General features: G+C 45.2%; 23 protein-coding genes, 1 tRNA gene and 1 rRNA gene. 15 read left to right on the top strand and 10 right to left on the bottom strand.

All coding sequences use genetic code 11. The annotated features are described in order from the left end of the window. Positions 1-142: 142 nt before the first annotated feature. Entirely contained in the window at positions 143-1,486 is a 1,344-nt protein-coding gene (locus D9A03_RS03425) for an aspartate aminotransferase family protein (protein WP_120495848.1), read from the top strand. 146 nt (positions 1,487-1,632) lie between these two features. Continuing rightward, complete coding sequence (gene ald, locus D9A03_RS03420; protein ID WP_120495847.1) at positions 1,633-2,751, top strand: alanine dehydrogenase; 1,119 nt, start codon at positions 1,633-1,635, stop codon at positions 2,749-2,751. Between the two features lie 185 nt (positions 2,752-2,936). On the opposite strand, the gene D9A03_RS03415 is transcribed toward ald, so the two are convergent. Further along, the gene (locus D9A03_RS03415; protein ID WP_120495846.1) at positions 2,937-3,170 is read right to left on the bottom strand and encodes a hypothetical protein; all 234 of its coding nucleotides are present in this window, start codon (positions 3,168-3,170) and stop codon (positions 2,937-2,939) included. 507 nt (positions 3,171-3,677) lie between these two features. Here D9A03_RS03415 and D9A03_RS03410 point away from each other — a divergent pair. The 3 genes from D9A03_RS03410 (at position 3,678) to D9A03_RS03400 (ending at position 5,105) form a co-directional block, all read left to right on the top strand. After that, positions 3,678-3,753: transfer RNA gene (locus D9A03_RS03410), tRNA-Thr, on the top strand. A gap of 226 nt (positions 3,754-3,979) precedes the next feature. Next, the gene (locus tag D9A03_RS03405) at positions 3,980-4,477 is read left to right on the top strand and encodes a hypothetical protein (protein WP_120495845.1); all 498 of its coding nucleotides are present in this window, start codon (positions 3,980-3,982) and stop codon (positions 4,475-4,477) included. A 91-nt stretch (positions 4,478-4,568) separates the two neighbouring features. Next, positions 4,569-5,105, top strand: a complete 537-nt coding sequence (locus D9A03_RS03400; RefSeq protein WP_120495844.1) for a hypothetical protein — start codon at positions 4,569-4,571, stop codon at positions 5,103-5,105. Between the two features lie 60 nt (positions 5,106-5,165). Here the strand turns inward: D9A03_RS03400 and D9A03_RS03395 are convergent, their stop codons facing one another. The 8 genes from D9A03_RS03395 to D9A03_RS03360 all read right to left on the bottom strand — a co-directional run bounded on the left by D9A03_RS03395 (position 5,166) and on the right by D9A03_RS03360 (position 12,157). After that, positions 5,166-5,654: a hypothetical protein gene (locus D9A03_RS03395; protein ID WP_120495843.1), complete on the bottom strand. Its 489-nt coding sequence runs from the start codon at positions 5,652-5,654 to the stop codon at positions 5,166-5,168. 143 nt (positions 5,655-5,797) lie between these two features. Then, positions 5,798-6,037 (bottom strand): hypothetical protein, encoded by a 240-nt coding sequence (locus D9A03_RS03390; protein WP_120495842.1) that lies wholly within the window; start codon positions 6,035-6,037, stop codon positions 5,798-5,800. Positions 6,038-6,195: 158 nt separating this feature from the next. Next, complete coding sequence (locus D9A03_RS03385; protein ID WP_120495841.1) at positions 6,196-6,720, bottom strand: hypothetical protein; 525 nt, start codon at positions 6,718-6,720, stop codon at positions 6,196-6,198. A gap of 229 nt (positions 6,721-6,949) precedes the next feature. Next, a complete protein-coding gene (locus D9A03_RS03380) occupies positions 6,950-7,978 on the bottom strand; it encodes a Y-family DNA polymerase (RefSeq protein WP_120495840.1) in 1,029 nt (342 codons plus the stop codon). A 66-nt stretch (positions 7,979-8,044) separates the two neighbouring features. Beyond that, complete coding sequence (locus D9A03_RS03375; RefSeq protein WP_120495839.1) at positions 8,045-9,406, bottom strand: HlyD family type I secretion periplasmic adaptor subunit; 1,362 nt, start codon at positions 9,404-9,406, stop codon at positions 8,045-8,047. A gap of 3 nt (positions 9,407-9,409) precedes the next feature. Beyond that, a complete protein-coding gene (locus D9A03_RS03370; RefSeq protein ID WP_120495838.1) occupies positions 9,410-11,212 on the bottom strand; it encodes a type I secretion system permease/ATPase in 1,803 nt (600 codons plus the stop codon). Between the two features lie 6 nt (positions 11,213-11,218). Continuing rightward, entirely contained in the window at positions 11,219-11,557 is a 339-nt protein-coding gene (locus D9A03_RS03365) for a hypothetical protein (protein ID WP_120495837.1), read from the bottom strand. A 132-nt stretch (positions 11,558-11,689) separates the two neighbouring features. Continuing rightward, positions 11,690-12,157, bottom strand: coding sequence for an Lrp/AsnC family transcriptional regulator (locus tag D9A03_RS03360; RefSeq protein WP_120495836.1), 468 nt, complete (start codon positions 12,155-12,157; stop codon positions 11,690-11,692). A 270-nt stretch (positions 12,158-12,427) separates the two neighbouring features. Between D9A03_RS03360 and D9A03_RS03355 the strand changes: the two genes are divergently transcribed. Further along, a complete protein-coding gene (locus D9A03_RS03355) occupies positions 12,428-14,737 on the top strand; it encodes a transketolase (protein WP_120496364.1) in 2,310 nt (769 codons plus the stop codon). 184 nt (positions 14,738-14,921) lie between these two features. Next, a complete protein-coding gene (locus D9A03_RS20030) occupies positions 14,922-15,200 on the top strand; it encodes an acylphosphatase (RefSeq protein ID WP_216825370.1) in 279 nt (92 codons plus the stop codon). A 15-nt stretch (positions 15,201-15,215) separates the two neighbouring features. Here the strand turns inward: D9A03_RS20030 and lipB are convergent, their stop codons facing one another. Further along, positions 15,216-15,860, bottom strand: coding sequence for a lipoyl(octanoyl) transferase LipB (lipB, locus tag D9A03_RS03345; RefSeq protein WP_256386288.1), 645 nt, complete (start codon positions 15,858-15,860; stop codon positions 15,216-15,218). 239 nt (positions 15,861-16,099) lie between these two features. Here lipB and D9A03_RS03340 point away from each other — a divergent pair, with 239 nt between their 5' ends. From D9A03_RS03340 to D9A03_RS03305, 8 genes are all read left to right on the top strand, one after another. After that, the gene (locus D9A03_RS03340) at positions 16,100-18,385 is read left to right on the top strand and encodes an NADP-dependent malic enzyme (protein ID WP_120495833.1); all 2,286 of its coding nucleotides are present in this window, start codon (positions 16,100-16,102) and stop codon (positions 18,383-18,385) included. A gap of 142 nt (positions 18,386-18,527) precedes the next feature. After that, a complete protein-coding gene (gene mgtE / locus D9A03_RS03335) occupies positions 18,528-19,919 on the top strand; it encodes a magnesium transporter (RefSeq protein ID WP_120495832.1) in 1,392 nt (463 codons plus the stop codon). Between the two features lie 257 nt (positions 19,920-20,176). Beyond that, positions 20,177-20,857: an SDR family oxidoreductase gene (locus D9A03_RS03330; protein ID WP_120495831.1), complete on the top strand. Its 681-nt coding sequence runs from the start codon at positions 20,177-20,179 to the stop codon at positions 20,855-20,857. Positions 20,858-20,869: 12 nt separating this feature from the next. Continuing rightward, positions 20,870-22,021: an acyl-CoA dehydrogenase family protein gene (locus D9A03_RS03325; RefSeq protein ID WP_120495830.1), complete on the top strand. Its 1,152-nt coding sequence runs from the start codon at positions 20,870-20,872 to the stop codon at positions 22,019-22,021. Then, on the top strand, positions 22,018-22,620 hold the full coding sequence (locus D9A03_RS03320) for a 2-hydroxychromene-2-carboxylate isomerase (protein ID WP_120495829.1): 603 nt from the start codon (positions 22,018-22,020) through the stop codon (positions 22,618-22,620). The genes D9A03_RS03325 and D9A03_RS03320 overlap by 4 nt, the downstream gene beginning before the upstream one ends. A gap of 42 nt (positions 22,621-22,662) precedes the next feature. Beyond that, positions 22,663-23,583 carry an ion channel gene (locus D9A03_RS03315; RefSeq protein ID WP_120495828.1) on the top strand — a complete coding sequence of 307 codons (921 nt, stop codon included), beginning with the start codon at positions 22,663-22,665 and terminating at the stop codon, positions 23,581-23,583. Positions 23,584-23,705: 122 nt separating this feature from the next. Further along, positions 23,706-24,137 (top strand): DUF1489 family protein, encoded by a 432-nt coding sequence (locus D9A03_RS03310; protein ID WP_120496363.1) that lies wholly within the window; start codon positions 23,706-23,708, stop codon positions 24,135-24,137. Between the two features lie 460 nt (positions 24,138-24,597). After that, a 16S ribosomal RNA gene (locus D9A03_RS03305) occupies positions 24,598-25,098 on the top strand; the annotation flags it as partial.

Raw genomic sequence — 25,098 nt, 5'->3', positions numbered from 1 at the left:
AGGGGGTGTTGCCTATTTTTTTAATCATGTATGGTTATTTTAATAAGCGATGCCAAAAACGATCACGCGCCGAAAAAACGCAACGACAGAGCATCAAACCGAAACACTGAACCCTAAACACCGAGCATGGGAGGCAGGTATAATGAGTGACCTACCCGAATTCGATAGATCACCAAACAATCTTGATGCGTTCTGGATGCCTTTTACCTGGAACAGAAAATACAAGAAAGAGCCTTTGATGCTAACAAGCGCCAAAGGCATGCATTACACAACAATTGAAGGCAATCAGGTTCTTGATGGCACTGCCGGCCTTTGGTGCTGTAATGCAGGACATGCTTGTGACCGTATTACGACGGCTGTACAGGAAACCATTGCCAAGCTCGACTTTGCACCCACATTTCAACTTGGTCACCCCCTTGCTTTCGAGCTGGCTTCCCGCGTTACAGCAATGCTGGATGGTTATGACCACATGTTCTTCTGCAACTCTGGCTCAGAAGCAGTGGACTCTGCCCTAAAAATAGCCCTCGCCTACCACAGAGCACGTGGTGAAGGACAGCGCACACGCCTTATTGGAAGAGAACGTGGTTATCACGGAACCGGCTTTGGCGGTATTTCTGTCGGCGGGATCGTAAAAAATCGCAATGTTTTTGGTACCTTGCTCGCCGGCGTTGACCATTTATCCCATACACACAATCTCGAAAAACAGGCCTATACAAAGGGTCAACCAGAATGGGGTGCCCATTTGGCCGATGACCTGGAACGTATCTGCGCCCTGCACGACCCCTCAACTATTGCAGCGGTCATCGTTGAACCAATGGCTGGATCGACAGGTGTGCTAATGCCACCAAAAGGCTATCTGGAAAAGCTGCGTGCGATCTGTGACAAGCACGGTATCCTTTTGATCTTTGATGAAGTTATTACCGGTTTTGGCCGTCTCGGAACTCCATTTGCCGTTGATAAATTTGGCGTAAAGCCTGATATGATCACATGCGCCAAAGGCCTGACCAATGGCACAATCCCGATGGGTGGCGTTATTTGTCGCGAGGGTATCTACAAGGCCTTTGAAGAAGCTGCCGATAATGACCCGAGCAGCTCAATCGAACTGTTCCACGGATATACCTATTCCGGTCATCCTGTGGCTGCGGCTGCCGGACTTGCCACTCTTGAAACTTACAAAGAAGAAGGGCTATTCCAACGTGCTCAGGAGCTTGAAGATTATTGGGGCAATGCTGCACACAATCTGAAAGGTACTCGCCACGTTATTGACATTCGCAATCTAGGTCTGATCGGCGCTATCGAATTGGAATCACGCCCCGGTGAAGTCGGTAAACGTGCCTATGAAGCCTTTAGAAAATGTTTTGAAAAAGGCGTCCTCATTCGTGTCACAGGTGACATCATCGCCCTGTCGCCACCACTGATTATCGAAAAAGGGCAGATTGATCAGATATTTGAAACAATCCAGACCGTTCTGAACGATTTGGGCTAAACCGTCTGTAAAAACAGAACGGGTAACCGGTGTGGACCCATCAAAAAGATTGGTCTGCACCCTTTTAAGAACCTGCTGCTAAAATAAACTAAGAGCACAATTAGAAAAATAGCAGTTTGTGCGACATATTAAGGAAAGAGAAAAACATGTTGATTGGTGTTCCAAAGGAAATCAAGAACCACGAGTATCGTGTCGGCTTGGTTCCAAGCTCTGTCAGAGAGCTCGTTCACAACGGTCATCAAGTTATTATTGAAACCAATGCCGGGGGTGGTATTGGCTTTACAGATGCTGATTATGAAGCCGCTGGTGCGTCAATCGTAGCTACCGCTGCAGAAGTTTTCGCCAAAGCTGAAATGGTTGTGAAAGTGAAAGAACCTCAGGAAGTTGAATACAAACAACTTCGTGAAGGGCAATTGCTCTTCACTTATTTGCATCTGGCACCCGATGCACCACAAACACATGGCCTGCTTGAATCAGGCTGTGTTGCTGTCGCATACGAAACTGTTACCGATACAAAAGGCGCCCTCCCTCTATTACGCCCGATGTCAGAAGTAGCAGGTCGCATGTCAGTTCACGTTGGCGCCAATTGCCTGCACAAAGCTGCAAATGGTTCCGGCGTTCTTCTGGGCGGTGTTCCCGGTGTTGCACCGGGTAAAGTCGTTATCATCGGAGGTGGTGTTTCTGGAACGCACGCCGCACGCATGGCAATGGGACTTGAAGCAGAGGTCACAATTCTTGACCGTTCCCTACCGCGTATCGATGAGTTGAACAGTCTCTATGGCAACAAGCTAAAAGTTGTTTATTCCACAGTTGACGCCATTGAAAAATACGTATCCGAAGCTGATCTGGTTATCGGCGCTGTTCTTGTTCCCGGAGCTTCAGCACCTAAACTTGTCAGCCGTGAATTGTTGGGCAAGATGCGCCCGGGTTCTGTTCTGGTCGATATCGCGATTGACCAGGGCGGTTGCTTTGAAACATCACACGCCACAACGCATCAGGATCCAACCTATGAAGTTGACGGCATTATCCACTATTGCGTTGCCAACATGCCAGGCGCTGTTGCCCGCACATCAACTATTGCCCTGAACAACGCCACCCTGCCATTCGCTCTTGCACTGGCAAATAAAGGCTACAAAAAAGCACTTGCAGACGATCCACACCTGATGGAAGGCCTGAACGTTGCCTTTGGTAAAGTTACCTGTGAACCTGTTGCGGAAGCACACGGCCTAGAATATGTAGCAGGCGCAAAAGTACTCGGTCTGTAAAGTAGGCGCTTTTAAGATCGTACATTTGATCCAGAGGAATGATTGAACGAGGTAAGGCGAGATCTTGCTATGAGGCTCGCCTTATTCTTTGGGTAATGCCCAATAAAAAGCCTTCTCAAGTTGACAACCAAGAAGGCTTTTATAAAACAGATGCGGTTATGTCAGCGATTGTTAATCATATTTCGTCAGGATGCCAGAAGCGAGAGATCTCCACTCAGCATATCGCTCAAACCTGTCGCGTCCAGAACGGGAACAGAACACAAATCATTATCCAGCAGATCTCCAGGAGCCAAACGAGCAAGATCCACCTGATCAGATGATACTCTTCGTGCAGCCGTCGACAAATCTACCTTCTCAGAAGAAACCACAGCTTCGAAGTCAGTAACCTTGAAATCAAAATTCCGAGTATCATAATCCATTGCAAGCATCCTTAACTGTCGCACCAATCATTAAAGACAGTATAGAAAACCTTGCGTAAAAGGGGTGTAGCATGCCCGGGGCAAAGCTAAGGCATTCCTGTGACAAAAAAATTCACAAAAAATTAACCATACAGTAAGAATAACAAATATTTCAGTATAACCAATTACATAGATTGTTATCCTCTGAATAGATAAAGGTTAACATCGGGACTTCATTTTTGTTTAAAGCCAGTTAAAACAAAAATGAACCACTGCGCGCGCTCTGTTATAAATCATCACAAAGTTCAGAAAAAAATCAGAGTCCTTAATATCCCGAGACACCGACCTTGCCGAGGGGAAAACAAAGCGTAAAAATAATCCTTTAATATCAAAGATCTATACAAAAAATAAAAAAAATATTTTTTTTGTCATTTTCCTCTTGAGTAATTTAAACGAATCACCTAAATTCCGCCTCGTCGTCACGATAGCTTCCTAACGAAGTCGAAAAAAAGAGTGACTGGCCACAGTGCCTCTATAGCTCAACTGGTAGAGCACCTGATTTGTAATCAGGGGGTTCCGGGTTCAAGTCCTGGTGGAGGCACCACTTCTTTTCAAGCACTTAGTTAAATCATCAATTCGATAATAATGCTCTGGCTAGCAAATGGGCTAGCAATTTAGCCTCTTATACCACATCTCAAAACACATCCTGTATATCATGTATTTTGTGACACCATCTCCTTTACCGCTATTTTTAAGGATTTGAGAGCAATTATTTCTAGACATCCAGAGCCTCTTATTCGAGAGTTCCCTTATCAAGGGGAATTTGGCTTATGAAATTTATAATTAAAACGTTCTTTGTTATCAATTTGTGCATGTCCACCAATATTGCCTTTGCAGATAATACTTTGAAAGAGGGAGCTAATTTCACTGAGTTTGAGAACACCTTTGAAGAAACAATGCAAAAACTCAACTTGGAATATGAAATTACAGGTAAGAAATGCGAAACTGGCCCGATATCCTATTGTAGCTATCATGTGGGCAACGACAGTATTTTAATGACTAAAGGTCAAAAATTCTCAAAACTCACAGCCTCTGTTTCTGTAGTTAACGGAGATAGAAGTAAATTTCTTCTGCTTGCCATCAGCGCAGCATTAATTGTTGACCCTTCCTTGGACACTGACGAAGTGACACAAATCATTAAAGACACTGTCACCCCTGTTCTTACTACGCAAAACAAAAGAGCAGAAGTAACAGCCAATGGATTTAAATATTGGGCGACGAGGCAATACGAAAAGATGTTTTTTTATAATATTATTCGCAATGAATAACGCCACCTCTTCCTTAGGCTGAATAAACCATATAAAACACACAAAATACTATGTATGTTCCATTCTCAAACCTCACAAAATTATTTAACCAATGATCTACAAAAAATTACTCTTAACGTTTTTCAGTCTGCTGTTAGTTGCGTGTGCATCAAATAGCAAAGACACTACATTCACGGCCCAATCCCTGAAAAATACGCCCGAAGAAAACCTAAAAAATAAGGGGCTTGTAGCATTATCCGGAGAAGAAATTACTCATCTAATACTAAACAAAACAGTAACCGGTGAATACGTCAGCACACCATCAATTCCGCTCAACAATTACCGCTCCTACTGGATGGAGTTTTATAATGAGGATGGATATTCGATTTATCGCTATTGCGATACAGCTAATGTTCCCAACCAATGGAGTTGCTCAAAAAAGATAACTGGGCAGTGGAAAATTTTTGATAACAGGTTGTGCCTCAAATACAGAGAATCAAAAAAATTCACGCATTGTTTTCGTGCATATTTTGATAAAGAAAATTACATGGTCGTAGCAACAACAGGGAAATCAGCTGGTTATGTTCGTGGAATAGCGACGCAAGCAACTGAAGGTTTTTCAGAAGCACGCCCCTTTATCAACAACTAGCACATCGCACCACATAGCTCCCAACAACAATCAGCATAAAGAAATGGGTCCCTTATGGCATTACGGGCGCTTAACTGCTTCGTTTATATTGGGTATTAACGCGAAATAGTCAGTACTTTCGTTCTGAACTATCGTGGCTGTTTTTTGCGACAATTCATCTGCGAGTATGAACACCCCTGCAACATCACCGTCGCTTTCCAGTTTAAATTTTTGGATCTTTGCTTCAACGACCAAGGCCTCTATTTGAAATTGGGCGATGCGATGTGTTTCCCACGCCCCCTTCCACCCAAAGAAACCGGACAAGGAAACACAAAGCGCACTTAAGATAGCCAGGATTGTTATGAGTTTCTTCTTTGAAAAGTTGAAGAATGTTAACTTATTATCGTCAAACGTCGCAGAAAAATATGCGATAAAAATAGCACAAACAATTGATAGAACCCCGGTTATCCTAAACAAAATCAACTTGGTGATGCCAAAAAGACTATACCAGTCAATTTGTTTTTGGGCATATTCCTGTGCCACCAAAAAAGCCTGACTTGCTTCCTCCACAACCTAATCTCCCCCTATAAATCGGGTACTTTAAAGGTACGAACAAACGGCGATGATTGTTTAATAGTATGTAAATAGGGGACAACCTCAATAAATTAAAACAGCTAGGTTCCCTCGCATTATACGCACCTTGGTACAGTTATCTACTGTACGTCTTCGTCCTTTAAGCTTTTTTCATACTCTTCCCAGTAATGAGGAACGCTTTTCAGGCGTTCTTTTTTATTCGGGCCCTGGACATGTTTATTCAAATAGGTTTTGAGTTCATTAAAATTTGAAATTTCGGGGACATTAAGGTCAGCGAGGAAGAGATCAATCCATCCCGCAGCGTCTTTTGGTAAAACTGTTTTTTCTTTCAGGAACGTTTTGAAGTCACCCGCACTCATACCGAACTCTCCTAATCTATATTTCAGTGTACCCACATTCGGTTGGTGCCTGTCTCATAAATCATATCGTATGATTAAACGTTTGAAACTCAACTTATTACCCAACTTCAAGGTCCAAATTTTTGACTATCATCTTCCCTCTTCTAACATAACTTCTTTTACATTAGCTTAAAAACCAAACTCTGGGCCTGTTTTTGTGTCAGATCAGCCAAAGATTGTGGCATTTCAAATCCCATAGCCTTGGCTTGAGCAGAAAGAGCAGCAGGGCCAATCTGCCTTAAGTACTCCATAGGGTATTCAAGCATATCTTTAACTTTGGCTTCCTCGAGCTTTTTGGCAACATCAGAACTGCTATCAACCGTCGCAGCCTTCGCAGCATCCATCCAGTTCAGCCCGCCTGTCATGGATTTAACGCTACTTGGCATAAAACGAACGAGATCAGCAGCCTTTTGTCGATCTGTTCGGGGATTATCCAACTGCTGTTGATAAATCAACCTTTGTGCTTCCGGCGATATGGAAATCTGATCCTTATTCTTTGCTGCCTCAGTTTGCGCATCACCTACATTGTTTTTGGCTTTGTTGGCCAAAAGTGCCTGTTCACGCGCCTGCTGAACATATGGATTGTTCGAAGAATTGGCCGCTGTATTGCGATCAAACCAGGAAGAGTTCAGAAGATTGATCATGTTTTCTTTTCCATCATTAGTTTAGAAAACATGAAGCAAGATAGGTGCCAGTTTTTACGACAAGAAACAGGGGATACTTTTCGCCTAATTAGCGAGAAAATAAACACAAATAATCTGCAAAAATTTTCTCTGGGCAAGTTTTACCCGCATTAACAGTCCCAGAGCGGAAGCTTTTGCTCGGTTGATAATTTTATCCCATAGCGTGTAAACGCCCAAACAATGCACTCGTTCATCTCACAACGGGCAGATCGTTCCACCGTGTGGTATAGCGCGGAGAAATCATCTTCTGTCTCATTTTCCAATCATCATTTATACCCGATGCGGCGAACCGAACAGTGTCCCGCCCATGGGAACGATTAAGATCATCCAGAACGCTCATCAGAGCCTTTGACTTTTTCACATCGCCTTTGGCAAAGATATTCTGCTGTACACCTTGAGCATCAACCAGTCCGCCAAGGAAAACCCCGGCCTTCTGGTACAGCAATCCTTCCCGATAAACTTTCTTGAGGCAATGTTCTGCCGCCTTGATCAATAAGGCAGTTTCATCGGTCGCTTCGGCAAAAGTGACACTAAAGGATTTTTTGTAATAGGCCTGATCTTTACCATGCGGGCTGGTACGCAAAGAAATACTCAACTTATTTGCCGCAAGCTGTTGTCTCCGCAGCTTTTCTCCGGCTCGGGTCGCGTGCGCCGCAACAGCCTGTTGAATAAGAGAAAGATTACTCAGATAGCGACCAAACCCACGGGAAACGATAATACTTTTCCGGGGCGGTACCACTTCTTCGACCGCAAGACATGAAATGCCATTAAGTTCATGCACCATACGTTCGAGTACAACATTGAAGCCAGATCGAATACGCTTGGGATCAGCAGAGGCAAGATCAAGCGCGCTATAGATACCCAGCGCCTGTAATTTTGGTGTTAACCGACGTGAAATCCCCCAGACATCGCCGATAGATATCTGTTGAAGCTGCGCCTTATTATCCGGTTTAAATACAAACACACCATCATACTGACTATTCTTCTTGGCAATGCGGTTCGCAACCTTGGCCAGGGTTTTTGTTGTCGAAATCCCGACACAGACTGGCAACCCGGTATACTGACACACCGCTTTACGAATATCGTGACCCAGTTCAGTCAAAGCCTCCAAATTATCAACAGCACCGCCCCCCGCGAAACGCAGAAAGCTCTCATCAATCGAATAAACTTCTATACTTGGCGTAAAACGCTGATAGATCTCGTTGACCCTGTCAGACATATTTCCATTTATGTGGAATAGGAATGTTTCCAGATATTCTTATATACCTTAAGAGGTTGTAGTTTTCTAAGATATTAAGCAAAACTCAAGATATAACTGCCTGCACATAAGAAGTGAAGCTCTCTCTAACTGATCTGTCAGTGGCTTTATCAGGTAGCTCAGAGCTGAACGCTCGCCGGTTTGGATATAGACTTCAGCGGGCATACCAGGAACGAGTTTGGCAGTGTTCAGACGCGCCATTTCTTCTTCGGGGATTTCAATGATGCCTTGATAATAAGGTATGCCACTTTGTGGGTCCTGTAGTCGGTCCGGAGAGACTTTGAGGACATAGCCGTTGAGTTCCGGTGTGACCTTTTGGTTAAAGGCAGGAAACTTAACCACCGCCGGTTGGCCGCTGTAGACTTGATCGACATTCTGCGGATCAACCTGTGCTTCGACGGTCAAGCGTTCATCAAAGGGCACGATCTGCATCAGAGGTTCTGCCGGAGAAACCACGCCACCTACCGTAAAGATACTGGAGCCATGGATAATACCATCAACCGGGGCCTTGATTTCCACCCGTGCCAACTGTTCCTGATAGGCTATTTTCTGTTCTTCCAACTCGGATATGGAGGAATTGGTTTCCTTAAGCTCCGTCAAAGCCCGTTCACGGTAATCCTGTTCGACCTGCAGGATTTGTAACTCGGCCTCCCCGATCTGGTTTTCAACACGGGCAATGTTGGCAAYAAGTTCGGATATTTCTCCATCCAGTCTGGCTGCTTCCCGCTCCAGTGTCAGCAAGCGCGGGAGTGTTGCATGACCTTTTTCATAGAGCTTGCGCAGACCCGTAAGCTCTTGAGAGATGAAGTCTCCCTGTTGCTTCTTGGATTTCCGCAAGCCCTTGAGGCCAGAGATTTCATTGCCGGATTGGGTAATACGTTTCCTCAGCTGACTGACCTGACCTTTACGGGTACTTTCCCGAGCCTGAAAGAGATTGATGTGATCTCGATGGATCTGCCATTCTTCAGCGTCTTTGGGCAGAGCTTCAAACTGAGATGGAATCTCGACTGTCTCTTTACCATCCCGTTCGGCAATCAAACGTTCTCGCTGTGCATAGGCTTCATAGAGACGGTTCTCGGTAATCACAAAGTTGGTCTGTACCATGGTCTCATCCAGACGCACCAGTACATCCCCTGCTTTAACGCTATCGCCATCCTTGGCAAGGATCTCGCCAACCAACCCCCCATCCAGATGCTGAATRGTTTTGGGCTTGCCTTCAACAATAACCACCCCTGTGGCAATCACGGCGCCAGAGATTGAGGCCATCACAGACCAACCGCCGAGCCCAATGACAAGGGTCGCCACAGTCAACACCCCCGTCAGCACATAGCGACTTGATCCCGCCCACAGCTTTTCCGACCAAAGCTCTTGTGTTTCTTCTTGTTGCATTATCTAACCAACCGTTCCCAGAGGTGTTGTTTGTCCAGCTTGTTGTGGGTTTTCTTGAACAGACGACTGTCTGTTTGGGACTTGTTGGGTCACTTCCTTGAGAACCTGTTCTTTCGGGCCAAAGGCTGTTTGCTGACCATCGTTCAGCATCAACAGCATATCAACGGCCACAATGGCAGAGGGACGATGGGCCATTACAATAACGGTCTTGCCTCGGGCGCGTATGCCCTTGATCGCTTCGGTCAAAGAAGCATCGCCTTCGGAATCAAGGTTGGAATTGGGCTCATCCAGAATAACCAATGCTGGGTCGAGATAAAGCGCACGGGCCAGAGCAACACGCTGTTTCTGTCCACCGGACAGTCCGGCACCATCAGTCCCGATTTCAGTTTCATAGCCATTGGCCAGCCGCAGGATCATCTCGTGCACGCCAGCACGTTGCGCAGCTTCGATAACATCGGCATCCTGAGCCTCTGGATTAAAGCGGGCAATATTCTCTTTGATGGTCCCGCTAAAGAGTTCCACTTGTTGTGGCAGATAACCAATATGCTTGCCAAGCGAGGTCCGTTTCCATTGATCCAGTGTTGCCCCGTCCAAGCGCACCGTTCCCTGCATGGGCAACCAGGCACCGATTAAAAGGCGCGCAAGGGTGGATTTACCCGAAGCAGACGTCCCAATGACGCCCAAGCCCTGTCCAGGTTCCAGTGTGAAATTTACGCCTTTAAGTGCGGGCTTTGATCCTCCGGGAGGTGTGACAAAGACCTTCTCTACAGAAAGCTTGCCTTCCGGGTCTGGTAGGTCAGTTTTATCTTTTTCTTTGGGAATGGAATTCAACAAGGCTTTCAGGCGTTGATAGGCCTGTCTGGCAGTAATTACGCCTTTCCATTGCGCCAATGTTTGATCTACGGGCGCAAGCGCACGACCTGTAAGAATAGAAGCTGCAATCATCACGCCTGGGGTAATCAATTGTTCAACAGCCAGAGCTGCACCAACGGCGAGGATGATGGATTGTAAAAACATCCGAAAGGTTTTTGATGTTGCTGTCAGAGTTCCGGCACGGTCACTGGCGGTGATGTTGTTCTTGATGCCTTCCTGATGGCTTTGCTGCCAGCGCTTTTGGACGTTTTCTCCCATACCCATAGCAAGAACAGTTTCTGCATTGCGATGACTTTGATCGGCATAGGACCCTGCTGCAGCCGTATGGGCCGCACCTTTTTTCAAGTGATTGCGGGTTGAGAGTTCATTGGTCAGGGCCAGAACAAAAACAATCAAGGCGCCAACCACAGCAACCAGACCAAGGGTCCAGTGCAAAAGAAAGACAAGCGCGAGATAGAAAGGCACCCACGGCAAATCAAAGAGTGCAACCGGCGCATTGCCAGAGAGAAACTGGCGAACAGTACCAAGATCAGACAGGGGGTTAGCTTTCTGTCCCTCTCTCTTAAGCAGACCCTGTAAAAGCCATATACTAAAGATCCGCTCGGTCAAACAGCTATCCAGCTTGAGGCCAATACGAACCAGAACTTTTGACCTGATAATCTCGAGTAGGCCCATAAAACCAAAGAGCCCGGCGATCAGAACTGTCAGGGCAATGAGCGTGGGAATGGACCGACTTGTCAGAACCCGGTCATAGACTTGCAGCATAAAGAGTGGCCCTGTGAGCATCAGCATGTTAATAACAAAGCTGAACAAGCCTATAGAGATCAGAGCCTTGCGGCAATAGCCCAGGGCTTGTTTGATCTCGTTATCCGAACTATCGGGATTTGACTGCTGCGCCGAAGGCACAGCAGTCCTAGAAGTATTATCTGACATCAGAGGTTACACAAACTGGAAATCATTAGTACGAAGGGATACTTTCTGAACATCTTTCAGGGTAATGGAATTATCATCATCAATATTGATGACAGTGTCATCCCCAACCTGTTCTGACAGTTGACGAACCGCATCAAAGGTCGAGATATTCAAATCAGATCCCAAAAAACCGTCAAAGGTTTCATCAAACATCATCATAAATCCAATGCCACCAAATATCATGCCTGAAATGATGAGATCAGCAAGAGCATCTTTTGTTGAAAGGTAAATCATTAAAGTGATGATAAAAACAAGCAATGTCGTTTTGCAGACGATATTTTGTTGCTTTATTTTACCCGCTTTCATGGAAAATTACTCCTTTAAACATAAGCATTGGTTTTATTTTTTGAGTTCAATGATCATATTTTTGAGATGTTAATTAATTGATAATATATCTCTAGGTTCAAGATCTGTTAATTTTATGAATTCGGATTTATTTCACGGCGTTCTTGAAATATCAGATTTTACCCGACGTATGGGAATAGATGATTCGATGGAAGCCACGCCATGGATTTTGACGAGCCTTTCAATCATCAGTGCTTCAAACTCTTTCAAGCCAGTGATGGCGACACGTAACAAATAGTCTCTGTGCCCGGTCATCAACCAGCAATCCACAACCTCTGGAAACTTCAACATTTCAGTTTCGAAATTTTCTATGGCTGTATCTATTTGCTTGTCCAGCTTGACGGATACAAAAACGGACATTTCATAGCCAAGGGCAACTTCGTCTATTAAAGCGACATAGCCCGTAATGATACCCGTATTTTCAAGATGTTTAAGACGCCTGATAACTGGTGTTACACTTAGGCCCACACGTTGGCTGAGCTCTGCAGCAGTGATCCGTCCATCACTTCTGAGTTCGCGTAAGATTCGAATGTCTATTTCGTCTAGGTTAGGCGAAGCCACTAAAAAATCCTCAAAAATATTAAATTCATCTAATATCTAAATCAAAATGGGTGTAAATAGCAAGATATCGCTTTTTGTTAGATGGTACCGTCTATAGTTGAACAGTGTTTTGTTTCCGTAACATTTAAGAGACTTTTCTATTGTTCCCTGAGACATGGGTTTTGGGAGTTTTGAGTTTGGGAGGAGAGCGTCGTGTCTGATAAAGCGAGCCAAATAAAAATAAACCATCTAAAAACGATTGAACAAAGATTGCTATGGCTCTCGCATTGGATGATCCATAACGCCAACCATCTGCGTCCCAAGGAAGATGGTATTAAAGTCGGTGGGCATCAGGCATCTTCGGCCTCTATGGTGTCTATTATGACCGCGCTTTATTTCTCTGCCCTGAAACCTGAAGACCGTGTGGCTGTAAAGCCTCATGCATCACCTATTTTCCATGCGATGCAATATCTGATGGGGAATCAAACTCTGGAAAAAATGCAAAATTTCAGAGGGTACAAAGGCGTACAATCTTATCCGTCGCGGACAAAAGACATTGATGATGTTGATTTTTCAACGGGATCGGTTGGTTTGGGAGTTGCGATAACATCTTTCGCGTCTTTGGTTCAGGATTACATTCAGGCGAAATCATGGGGCCAAGACCTTCCACTTGGACGCATGGTTGCGCTTGTTGGCGATGCAGAACTAGATGAAGGCAATATTTACGAAACCCTGCAAGAAGGGTGGAAAAATGATCTTCGCAATACCTGGTGGATCATTGATTACAATCGTCAATCCCTTGATGGCATTGTGCGCGAAGGTTTGTTTCAGCGTATAGAGCAGATTTTTGATGCCTTTGGCTGGGATGTTGTTCGGGTGAAGTATGGCTACCTTCAACGTGCTGCCTTTGAAGAACCGGGCGGTGAGAAGTTAAAAGACTGGATTGATAACTGTCCGAACCAGCTTTACTCTGCCCTGACTTATATGGGGGGAACAGTTTGGCGTGAACGCCTGATGGATGCTTTGGGTGATCAGGGTGATGTGACTGCTTTGATTAACAAGCGCAGCGATGATGAACTTGCCAAGTTGATGGAAAATCTGGGTGGCAACTGCGTTCAAACCATGGCAGAGACGTTCGATGCTATTGATCATGATAGGCCTGTTTGTTTCTTGGCCTATACCATCAAGGGATGGGGTACCCCGATTGCCGGTCATAAGGACAATCACGGTGGATTGATGAACAAACCCCAAATGGCCGAGTGGCAAGCTCACATGGGCGTGCCGGAAGGGCAGGAATGGGAGAAGTTCGCTGCTGTTTCAGATGTCGAGAGCCTACAGAAATTTCTTGATAAAACGCCTTTCTTTGTCAAGGGGATGCGCCGTTATTCTGATGCGATTGTTGAGATTCCAAAAATTGAGTTGGCAAGTGATCGCGAAATATCGACCCAGATGGGCTTTGGTAAAGTCCTGGATGATCTTTCCAAGGGGAGTTCAGAGCTTGCGCAGCGTATTGTAACGACATCGCCAGACGTAACGGGAACAACAAACCTTGGTCCTTGGGTAAACCGCCGGAAACTCTTCGCTCGTAGTGAACAGAGCGATACCTTTATCAACGAAAAAATCCCTTCAACAGCGAAATGGGAATTCACACCTGAAGGTCAGCACATTGAGCTTGGTATTGCAGAAATGAATCTTTTCCTGCTTCTTGGTGCCGCCGGTCTGTCACATTCTCTTTATGGTAAGCGTCTATTACCAATTGGAACCGTTTATGATCCCTTTGTTGCCAGAGGTTTAGATGCTCTTAACTATGCATGTTATCAGGATGCGCGCTTCATGATTGTCGGTACGCCATCCGGTATCACATTGGCCCCCGAAGGTGGGGCACATCAATCTATTGGATCTCCTTTGATTGGCATGTCGCAGGATGGTTTGGCTGCCTTTGAACCGGCCTTTGTGGATGAGTTGGCCATCATCATGGAATGGGCTTTTGATTATATGCAACGTGATGGCGAAGGTGAGCCGGATGAGCGAACCTGGCTACGGGATGAAACAGGGGGATCCGTTTATCTTCGTTTGACAACAAACCCGCTGGAACAGCCGGGACAAAGATCAAATGCTGATTTTGAACAGGGCGTTATTGATGGAGCTTACTGGATGCGTAAACCAGGCCCCAACTGTGAACTGGTTATTGTTTATCAAGGTGCCGTTGCAAATGAAGCCATTGATGCCGCTGGTAAGTTATCACAACATAATCGTGACGTTGGTGTTCTTGCGGTGACGTCTGCTGATCGATTGAACGCGGGATGGACTGCAGCTCAACGGGATCGTAGTCGAGGTAATCGTCAGGCGACAAGCTATGTTGAGCAATTATTTTCTCGTTTGCCGAAGCACTGTGTTGTTCTGACCGTCATTGATGCTCATCCGGCGACCTTGTTGTGGCTTGGTGCTGTTGGGGGACATCGAACAATTCCCCTTGGTGTTGAGCATTTTGGCCAAACCGGAACTATTGGCGATCTTTATCGTCACTTTGGTCTGGATTCAGAATCAATTGCCAAATCTGCAAATAACGCTTTGCAAACACCTTATGAAATAGCATCGTAGAGAGGTACTTGCTCAGTTTTTGATAAGAAATTTCACTTCTTCTGTCATTTGAGCCGATGAGTGCTTCTGTTTGTCGGCTCAAATGGTTTCGCGATTTGTAATTGGCAGACTTGGATTTGCGTTTCCTTCGAGAAGAAAGTGCAGCCTGGAAAATAAATTTCAGGGTAATGATTGGGGCATTTAGGTGACAGAAAAACAAGTAATGCTTCTAATATCTGGACGTGTTCAAGGCGTCTGGTATCGTGGGTGGACTGTTGATAGGGCAAAAGGTTTAGGGCTTGTCGGGTGGGTTCGAAATTTGCCAGCCGGGCAGGTAGAAGCTGTGGTCAAAGGGGATACCGAGAAGGTCGATATCTTAATCAAGCTATGTCATGAAGGGCCGGAGCATGCCAATGTCACTTCGGTAACCGAGATTATTGATACATCGGTTCTGGACAACGAGTTGGATTTTGTTCAAATCTGATAGTTCAGGTTTTATTCAGATCATTAAATCTTCGGGTTTGAAAACCTCGTAAAAAGCTTTTTTCATCGCGACATCCAGATCTTCCATTGAGACGCAAAGCCCAAGGTCAACGAGTGATGTTACCCCGTGCTGGTTAATGCCACAGGGCACAATACCTTCAAAGTGGGATAAGTCTGGGTCTAGATTAATCGCAATACCGTGAAAGGTGATCCATTTACGAACTCTGACACCGATCGCAGCGATTTTGTCTTCACGACCATTTCCTCTATCAATCCAGATCCCTACACGACCTTCGCGTCGTTCGCCTTTGACATTGAATTTTGCCAGCGTACGTATGATCCATTCTTCCAGATTGTACACAAACTTACGAACATCTTTATTGTAAAGATTGAGATCTATCATGACATAGGCAACACGTTGTCCCGGACCGTGATAGGTATATTGACCGCCACGACCAGCTGCATAAACGGGAAAACGATCGGGATCGATCAGATCTTCTTTGTCAGCCGATGTTCCAGCTGTATAGAGAGGTGGATGTTCCAAGAGCCAGACAGTTTGTGGAGATTCTTTCGTGAAAATCTTCCCCACACGGTCCTCCATGAAATTCAAAGCATCTGGATAAGTGATGTGATTTGCTGTGTTGCGCCACTCGATTCCCAATTCTTCTTGCGAGATTTGTAACCCATCATCAACTTTACCCTCTGGCCCGTGCTTCGGGAGTATCGGGGAATTTTTCACGGTTTTACTCATCCTATCTATGGCATCACATGGATTGCTATGTTTTAATCGCGTCAGGGTGTCGCTTTTATGCGCCACACTGTCAAGACCGTCATTGGCAGGAACGAGCCGTTCCCAACTTATATATAAGGCATCGACTGCCCTAAGGAGCAATAAACTTTATGACGCAAGACCTGCGCGACGCTGCATTATTCTATCATCGCTATCCTACACCTGGAAAACTCGAAATTTCCGCAACCAAGCCACTTGGTAACCAACGTGATCTGGCCTTGGCTTATTCACCAGGGGTTGCTGCTGCTTGTGAAGTCATTGTTGATGACCCAGCCGAAGCTTCTACCGTGACCTCACGCGGTAACCTTGTCGGCGTGATATCCAATGGCACAGCAGTTCTTGGCTTGGGGGCTATTGGCCCGCTAGCATCGAAACCTGTTATGGAAGGAAAAGCGGTTCTTTTTAAAAAATTTGCAGGTATTGATGTTTTTGATATCGAAATTGATGAAACCGACCCAAACAAACTAATCAATGTTATTTCTGCTTTAGAGCCAACATTTGGTGGAATTAATCTCGAAGATATAAAAGCGCCGGAATGTTTCATTGTCGAAGATGCTCTTCGCGAGAAAATGAACATTCCGGTTTTTCACGATGACCAACATGGTACAGCCATTATTGTTGCTGCAGCCATTTATAACGCGTTGCGTCTTGTTAAAAAGGACAAAAGGGAAGTTAAAGTCGTTGCTTCCGGTGCAGGTGCGGCTTCGCTTGCCTGCCTAAATCTTCTGGTTTCCTTGGGGATTGATCGTAAAAATATCTGGGTTACAGATATTGAGGGCGTTGTTTATGATGGCCGGAGCGAGCTTATGGATCGCTGGAAGTCTGTTTTTGCCCAGAAGACAGATGCGAGAACCTTGTCTGACGTTATTGACGGGGCTGATATTTTCTTAGGTCTTTCTGCGCCAGGTGTCCTGAAGCCTGATTATGTGAAGCGTATGGCCAAAGACCCGATTATTATGGCCTTGGCGAACCCGACACCTGAAATTATGCCAGAGGAAGTCAAGGCTATTCGTGATGATGCCATTATGGCAACGGGGCGTTCCGACTATCCAAATCAGGTCAATAACGTTTTATGTTTCCCCTATATCTTCCGGGGAGCGCTGGATGTCGGGGCGACGGCAATCAACGAAGAGATGAAAGTCGCCTGTGTAAAGGCGATTGCTGATCTTGCGATGCAAGAACAGGATGAAATTGTTATCAAGGCGATGGGTGGGGAAGCCAAGAATTTTGGCCCCGAATATATTATCCCAAGTCCTTTTGACCCGCGCTTGATTTCTATTATTGCCCCGGCTGTTGCCAAGGCCGCAATGGAAACAGGCGTAGCCAGTCGCCCGATTAAAGATTTTGATGCTTATTGCGAAAAACTGAAACGCTTTGTCTACCGTTCCGGTATGGTGATGAAGCCTCTCTTTGAACGTGCGAAAAAAGACCCCAAACGTGTTATCTATGCCGAGGGAGAGGATGAGCGTGTTTTACGCGCGGTTCAGGTTGCAATAGATGAAAAAATGGCAGTGCCGATTGTTGTCGGTCGTCCGGATGTTGTGCAGATGCGTATGGACAAGGTGGGAATTAAGCTTAGAGTTGGAAAAGACTTTGAGATTATTAACCCGCAGGATGATCCGCGTTATAACGATTACTGGACAACCTATCATCGACGTATGGAACGCAAAGGGATTTCCCCGGAAACAGCCAAGGTCATTGTGCGAACACGTAATACGGTCATTGCTGCCCTTGCTGTTTATCGGGGGGATGCAGATGCCATGATTTGTGGGGTGACAGGTGGTTACCACCGTCATCTAAAGCATGTTCGAGGTGTTCTTGGACTTCAAGAAGGTGTGTCCGATTTCTCGTCAATCAATTTGATGTTAATGCCAAGTGGTACTTACTTCATGGCAGATACTTATGTAACGCAAGAACCAACATCCCAACAGTTGGCTGAGACGACAATCCTTGCGGCAAAACACGTAAGTCGTTTTGGTCTCAAACCTCGGGTCGCTCTACTTTCTCATTCAAATTTTGGTAGTTCTGATAGTGAATCTTCCTGTCGAGTTCGAAAAGCATTGTCGTTGATCGAAGAAATGGATCCTGAGTTGGAAGTTGATGGCGAAATGCATGCTGATGCTGCGCTTGATACTGAACTAAGGGATCGGGTGTTCCCGAACTCGAACCTGACTGGGCCTGCAAACCTTTTGATTTTCCCTAATCTTGATGCTGCAAATATAGCCTTTAATTTAATGAAGACTGTCGAAGACGGCTTGCCAGTCGGACCTATTTTGGTAGGGGCGGCGCAACCAGCACATATTTTAACACCTTCTGTAACCGGAAGGGGGGTTGTGAACATGACTGCAATTGCTGTAGTTGATGCCCAGAACAGAGAAAGGCGGATTCAGAAATAATCGCCTGAGAGATTATGTGATCAGAAAATAAAGTTTTGTGATCTATAAAGTACCAGGAGGATTGTTGCATAAAAAGGTAACTTTCCTCCTGTAGTACAAATTAGAATAGAAGTGCACAGAACAAGCATTAGGGGATGAGGTTATGGAAGATACGAAAAGCAGTAGTGATCTTCAGAATCTCACAGAAGATGAAAATTTTGGTATTTCATCAGATCTTATTCATGCTGTTGAAGATGCGCTTGAAGAAAGCAGGGATGCTGAAGTTGGAGATTTGGTCGAAAGCCTTCATGAGGCTGATACAGCAGATCTTCTTGAAACTCTGGGGCGTGAAGAACGCTATCGCTTGATGGAAGTGATGGGGGCGGGGTTTGACCCTGAAATTCTTCCCTATCTCGATGAAACAATCCGTGAAGAAATTGTTGAATGGTTAGGTCCGCAAGGCATTGCCAAGCTGGTTCAGGAACTGGACAGTGATGATGCGGTTGAACTGGTTCAGGATCTTGATGAAGATCATCGTATTCATATTCTTGCCGCTCTGCCGCAAGCTTATCGCCGTGTCATAGAAGAAAGTCTAAGTTACCCGGAAGATTCCGCGGGTCGGTTGATGCAGAGAGAAATCGTCGCGGTTCCGTCTGTATGGACCATTGGCGAGACGATTGATTACATGCGGGTGAGCGATAATTTACCTGATGATTTTTATGATATTTTTGTCGTTGATCCACGCCATCACCCTGTAGGCTTTATTCCTGCCAGCCGAGTAATGAGAACACGCCGCCATGTCCGCCTTGATGAGGTAATGGACGATGATATGCGTACTATTCCTCTGGAGCTTGATCAGGAAGACGTGGCACATATGTTCCGTCAATATGGGTTGATATCTGCACCGGTGGTTGAAGCCAGCGGACGTCTGGTCGGTGTGATTACAGTTGATGATGTTGTCGATGTCATTGATGAAGAGGCTGGCGACGATCTTATGAAAATGGGTGGTGTAAGTGAACCGGATCTCTACGAAGATGTGGCTGATACGACCAGAGCCCGCTTTACATGGCTTGGGGTCAATCTTTTAACGGCTGTTCTGGCATCTATTGTCATCAGCTGTTTTGATGCAACTATTGAACAGGTTGTTGCTTTGGCTGTTTTGATGCCAATTGTGGCCTCTATGGGGGGGAATGCGGGTACTCAAACCCTTACCGTAGCAGTGCGATCATTAGCTATGAAGGATCTTTCAGAGGCAAATGCTGCCCGCTTTGTCGGAAAAGAACTTATCATTGGCGTCATTAACGGATTTCTTTTTGCGATATTGACTGGCGTTGTGACATGGTTCTGGTTTGATCAGGCTGCTTTGGCCTTGGTTATTGGCGCGGCGATGATTATTAATATGGTTGTTGCTGGGCTGTGTGGAACACTTATTCCTTTGGGATTAGAGAAATTTGAAATTGATCCGGCTGTTGCTTCCAGTGTGTTTTTAACCACAGTTACTGATGTAATTGGCTTTTTTGCCTTTTTAGGATTAGCGGCAATATTCTTGCTCTGATCCTTTTGAGTGCAGATTTTCTGTATCTGGCGTTTATATAAAAATAATCATTTGTTTTATTTAAATACAATTGGTTATCGGGAGTATCTCACAAATTCATTCTGAATATTTAAATCTTGATATGATAGATAATTCCAAAATTTATACTAACTACGCAGTTTGATTAGGCTTCTGTCTGTTGACTGGAAATGGGAAAGGCGTAAGGTGCGCGAAGGACAAAATATGTCCATCGGGATAACAGATTATGGGGTGGCCACGTGCCAAGTGTCTTGATCACAGGTGCCAATAAAGGTATCGGACTTGCTTTTGCACAATCATTTGCTGTTGATGGCTGGAAGGTTCACGCCTGTTGCCGTCAGCCAGATAAAGCAAAAGGACTTCAGGGGATCGAAGGGGATATCAGCCTTCATAAACTGGATGTAACCGATGGTCTTCACGTTGCAAGCCTTGCCCGTGGAATGCTTGATGAGAAAATTGATATCCTGATCAACAATGCTGGCTATTATGGGCCGCGGCTTGGTTTTGGGGAAATCGATTATGAAGACTGGGCCCATACTTTTCAGGTTAATACCATGGCACCTTTGCGCATGGTTGAAAATTTCATTGAACATGTTGCTGGAAGTGATCGGAAGCTTATTGTTAATGTTTCCAGTAAAATGGGGTCTGTCGCTGAAAATGAAAGTGGCGGAGCTTATGTCTATCGTTCCTCCAAATCAGCGTTGAATGTTGTGACTAAAAGCTTATCAGTTGACCTTAAAGAACAGGGGGTCACCGTTATTTGTGTTCATCCGGGCCATGTACAAACTGATATGGGCGGGGAGCAGGCTCCCCTGACAATCGCAAAATCGGTTTCCGGACTTCGTAAACTCATTGGCAAGGTAACCCATGAGCAAACAGGACAATTCTTCAATTATGATGGGACTGTAATTCCCTGGTAGAGAGGTGTTTCTATGTCATCACGCTTTAGCGAAGAGCAAACTTTAATTCGCGAGACGGCGCAATCATTTGCACGTGAGCAGCTCGCGCCCTTTGCGGCAGAGTGGGACAAAGAAGCAATTTTCCCCCGAAATGCAATTGATGCACTCGGGGAACTCGGGTTTATGGGAATGCTGGTGCCACCTGAGTATGGTGGTGCAGGTACAGATCATATTTCTTATGTTTTGGCTTTGATAGAAATTGCGGCTGGAGATGGCTCCTGCTCGACGATTATGTCTGTCCAGAATTCACTGGTTTGTTCTCCTATTTTGAACTATGGCACGGAAAAACAAAAAGAAACCTACCTTAAGCCCCTTGCTTCCGGTGAGTTACTTGGTTGTTTCTGTCTAACAGAACCTGGGGCCGGTTCTGATGCATCAGCACTGGAGATGAGGGCCAAAAAAGAGGGTGGTCACTATATCCTCAATGGGTCGAAACAGTTTATCTCAACCGGTAAAAACGCTGACATCGCTGTTGTCTTTGCTGTTACAGATCCTGATGCGGGCAAGAAGGGAATTTCTACCTTTATCGTGCCAACAAAAACACCGGGTTTTTCTTGTGCGAATATCGAAGATAAGCTGGGGCAACACGCTTCTGATACGGGACATCTGGTTTTTGAAGACTGTAAAATCTCAGAGGATAACCTGCTGGGGGCAGAAGGCGAGGGATATAAGATCGCGCTTTCCAATCTGGAAGGTGGTCGTCTTGGTATTGCTTCACAATCCATTGGTATGGCGCGCACTGCCTACAGATTAGCCAAAAGTTATGCCAAAGAGCGTAAAGCCTTTGGTCAGGAAATTGCCAAGCATCAAGCGGTTGCCTTTCGTTTGGCTGACATGGCAACATCTCTACAGGCAGCGGAGTTAATGTTATTGGAGGCTGCAAGGTTACGCGATAGTGGCCAGCCTTGCTTGAAAGAAGCCTCTATGGCCAAGCTCTTTGCCTCTGAAATGGCAGAACGTGTATGTTCGGATGCAATCCAAATTCACGGGGGGTATGGGTATCTTCGTGATTACGAAGTTGAGCGTATTTACCGTGATGTCCGAGTGTGCCAGATATATGAAGGTACCTCAGATATACAGCGTTTGGTTATCAGTCGACAAATCTTGCAGGAAGATGACGCATGAATAGGGAGCTGGATTTTTATTTTGATTTTTCCAGTCCCTATGCATATTTCGCGGCGATGGATGTCGATAAGCTGGCTGAGCGGTATGATTTAGCTCTTCACTGGCATCCTATTTTGCTCGGGGCAATTTTTAAGAAAACCGGGGCGCAACCACTCCTTTCGATGCCGTTAAAACAGGACTATGCACAACATGACCTAGAGCGCACGGCGCGTTTGAAAAAGCTACCCTTTATAATACCGCCGAAAATGCCCTTTATGTCTCTTGCTGCCTGTCGCGCGTTTTACTGGCTGAAGCAGAAAGATAAGGCTCTGGCCCATACCTTCGCCAAGAATATCTTTAAAGCCGGATATCAAATGGGACTTGATATCTCTGATAAAGGGATCGTTACGGATCTTGTCGTAACACTTGGTTTTAAAACAGATGAGATTCTGACGGGATTAAAGGATCAGAATATTAAAGATCAATTGCGCTCTTCTGTAGACACTGCTCAAGATCTAGGTGTCTTTGGCAGCCCTTATTTTATCTTTAATAATGAACCTTTCTGGGGCTATGATCGCATGTCGTTGCTAGAGGAATGGATAACGAAAGAGGGCTGGTGATCTGGCATTCTTGGCGATGTGAAAAAGGGGGGGAGGGTGTCTATGTCGGCTGTTAAAAGCGGAAGTTGGAAAGCGGCAGGCTTTACAGCGTTTATTTTTCTCCTCGTGGCTTTGGCTATAGGCTCTGTGAATTTTGTTCAGTTTATCGTCTATTTTTTTGCTGTCGTATTTAATGTTGTTTATCTCTATAGCGTCTTTCCGGGTAGTCGTTTCTTTTCTATATCTGTTGCCAATTTCATTGCCCTCTACACCTGCCTGTTCAGTTTCTTTGTGACTGCAAATTTCAGTTTTGTAAGGGGTGAACTGCTGGGCATGGGATATTTTATGCCTATTCTGGGTTTTTTTGCCGGAACCTGGATTAATCGGGAAAATATAAAGTCTGTGGTGGTTGAGCACCGTGAAAGCGCCAAGGGGTTAACTGTTAAATCTGTCAAATGGCTATTTCCCATAAGCCTTATTGGTATTGCGACCTTCTTTATTCCTGAAAATTCAATTCCGCTTCTTTGGGGGGATGTTATCTTCTTTGCTGCAATGGGGGGCATAACACTTGTTGTTAGTGTTGTTAGTAAAGACGTTGCGACTTTTTTGTTAGAAGCCGGGCTTTTGTTCGAGGCATTTTTTCTGCGAATAGAAATGCTTGTGATGCCTGCTTTTGCATTTCTGACCTTTTATTCCATGAATGTTATGGTCTTTGGCTTTCTCTATCGCATTATTGACCATTATAGCGTGGTGACGCATTTTTCCATTCAGGGGGAAATCCGTGCAATATCTTTTCTTGAGAGTTTGTATTTTTCTATTATTACCCTCAGCACCGTCGGATATGGAGACATTGTTCCTGTAACTGATGCAATCAAGGCGGTTGTCTCTATTCAAATTGTTGTTAGCGTTATGCTCTTGTTATTTGGATTTTCTGAAATTATGTCTTATTCAAGAAGCAAGCCTGAAAAAAGAGATCCGAGGTGAGCCCGATAATTTGGGGCTTCAGAAGCTTTTACATGTTTTCGTGTTGAATGTTTCTTTTCTCTCTTTTGGGGCTGGTTTGGCTGGTTTTGTCTGTTGCAAATTGTTTGTCGAGTAAGTTCTCAATGCCCCTTCATTTGATTAAACTGTCTGTAGGTTCTGAAAGCCCGGATACCCTCGAAGAGTTTCAAGCACTTCGCTTGGCCCAGTATGGGGAAATTTTCCATCAAACGCGGATGTTTCCAAAAAGGCGTGAAGAAATTATTGCCGGGGGATCTATCTATTGGGTTATCAAGGGGCAAGTGCGAGCAAGGCAATTGGTAAAGGATATTGTTCGAGTTGAGGATAGTGAGGGAAAATCCATGACTCGATTTATTCTTGATCAGAAGCTTGTTCGGGTGAGGAGCCGTAAACATCGTCCTTTTCAGGGATGGCGTTATTTAAGGGCAGAGGATTCCCCGAAAGATGTGGTTGATTACGAATCGCTTGGGGATGGTGAATCAGAAAAAATGCCGGAAAAAATGGTTGAAGAACTAGAGAAACTGGGACTTTTGTAATTGAACACAAAAAAAAATCATTTTATTTGTTTTTTTCTATAGACAAGACCTCACTCCCCCCTTATAACCCGGCTTCACCAGCGCAGACGACGGTGTCACACTGAAAGAAACGCTGGGACGGTTAGAAAAAAGTTCAAACAATACTTGCTCTTATTTTTAATCGACTTATAATAGCCAGCCTTGGATTTGTGATTTTCATCGCAATTTTTTCCAGGCAGTATATTTTAAGAAAATATAAAACGAAAAAGAGCTTATAGCTCTCTATCGTTGTGCTTTCGAGCTTGATTGTTTGGAAGTTTGGTTGTTTGACATTGTTGATATGAATTGGAAGGGATGCGTGGACGGCGGTTTGTTGTTTATGGCGATGAGCTAGCTAGTTTCATGTATCTTATTCGAAATAAGTTACACAAAACCTAGTCAGTAATAGAATTTGAGTTCTGTTTTAAGACAGAAGTCAGGTCAACTTGAGAGTTTGATCCTGGCTCAGAACGAACGCTGGCGGCAGGCTTAACACATGCAAGTCGAACGAGAAGGTTCTTTCGGGAACTGGACAGTGGCGCACGGGTGAGTAACGCGTGGGAATCTACCATGGAGTGGGGGATAACAGTTGGAAACGACTGCTAATACCGCATACGCCCTGAGGGGGAAAGATTTATTGCTCTATGATGAGCCCGCGTTAGATTAGGTAGTTGGTGGGGTAATGGCCTACCAAGCCTACGATCTATAGCTGGTCTGAGAGGATGATCAGCCACACTGGGACTGAGACACGGCCCAGACTCCTACGGGAGGCAGCAGTGGGGAATATTGGACAATGGGGGCAACCCTGATCCAGCCATGCCGCGTGAGTGAAGAAGGCCTTAGGGTTGTAAAACTCTTTCAACTGTGAGGATGATGACAGTAGCAGTAGAAGAAGCACCGGCTAACTTCGTGCYAGCAGCCGCGGTAATACGAAGGGTGCGAG

The organism is Kiloniella sp. EL199 (genome assembly GCF_900313065.1).
Taxonomy (GTDB): domain Bacteria; phylum Pseudomonadota; class Alphaproteobacteria; order Kiloniellales; family Kiloniellaceae; genus Kiloniella.
The sequence above is the reverse complement of the archived record's forward strand: the minus strand, read 5'-3'. Positions and strand labels throughout refer to the sequence as shown.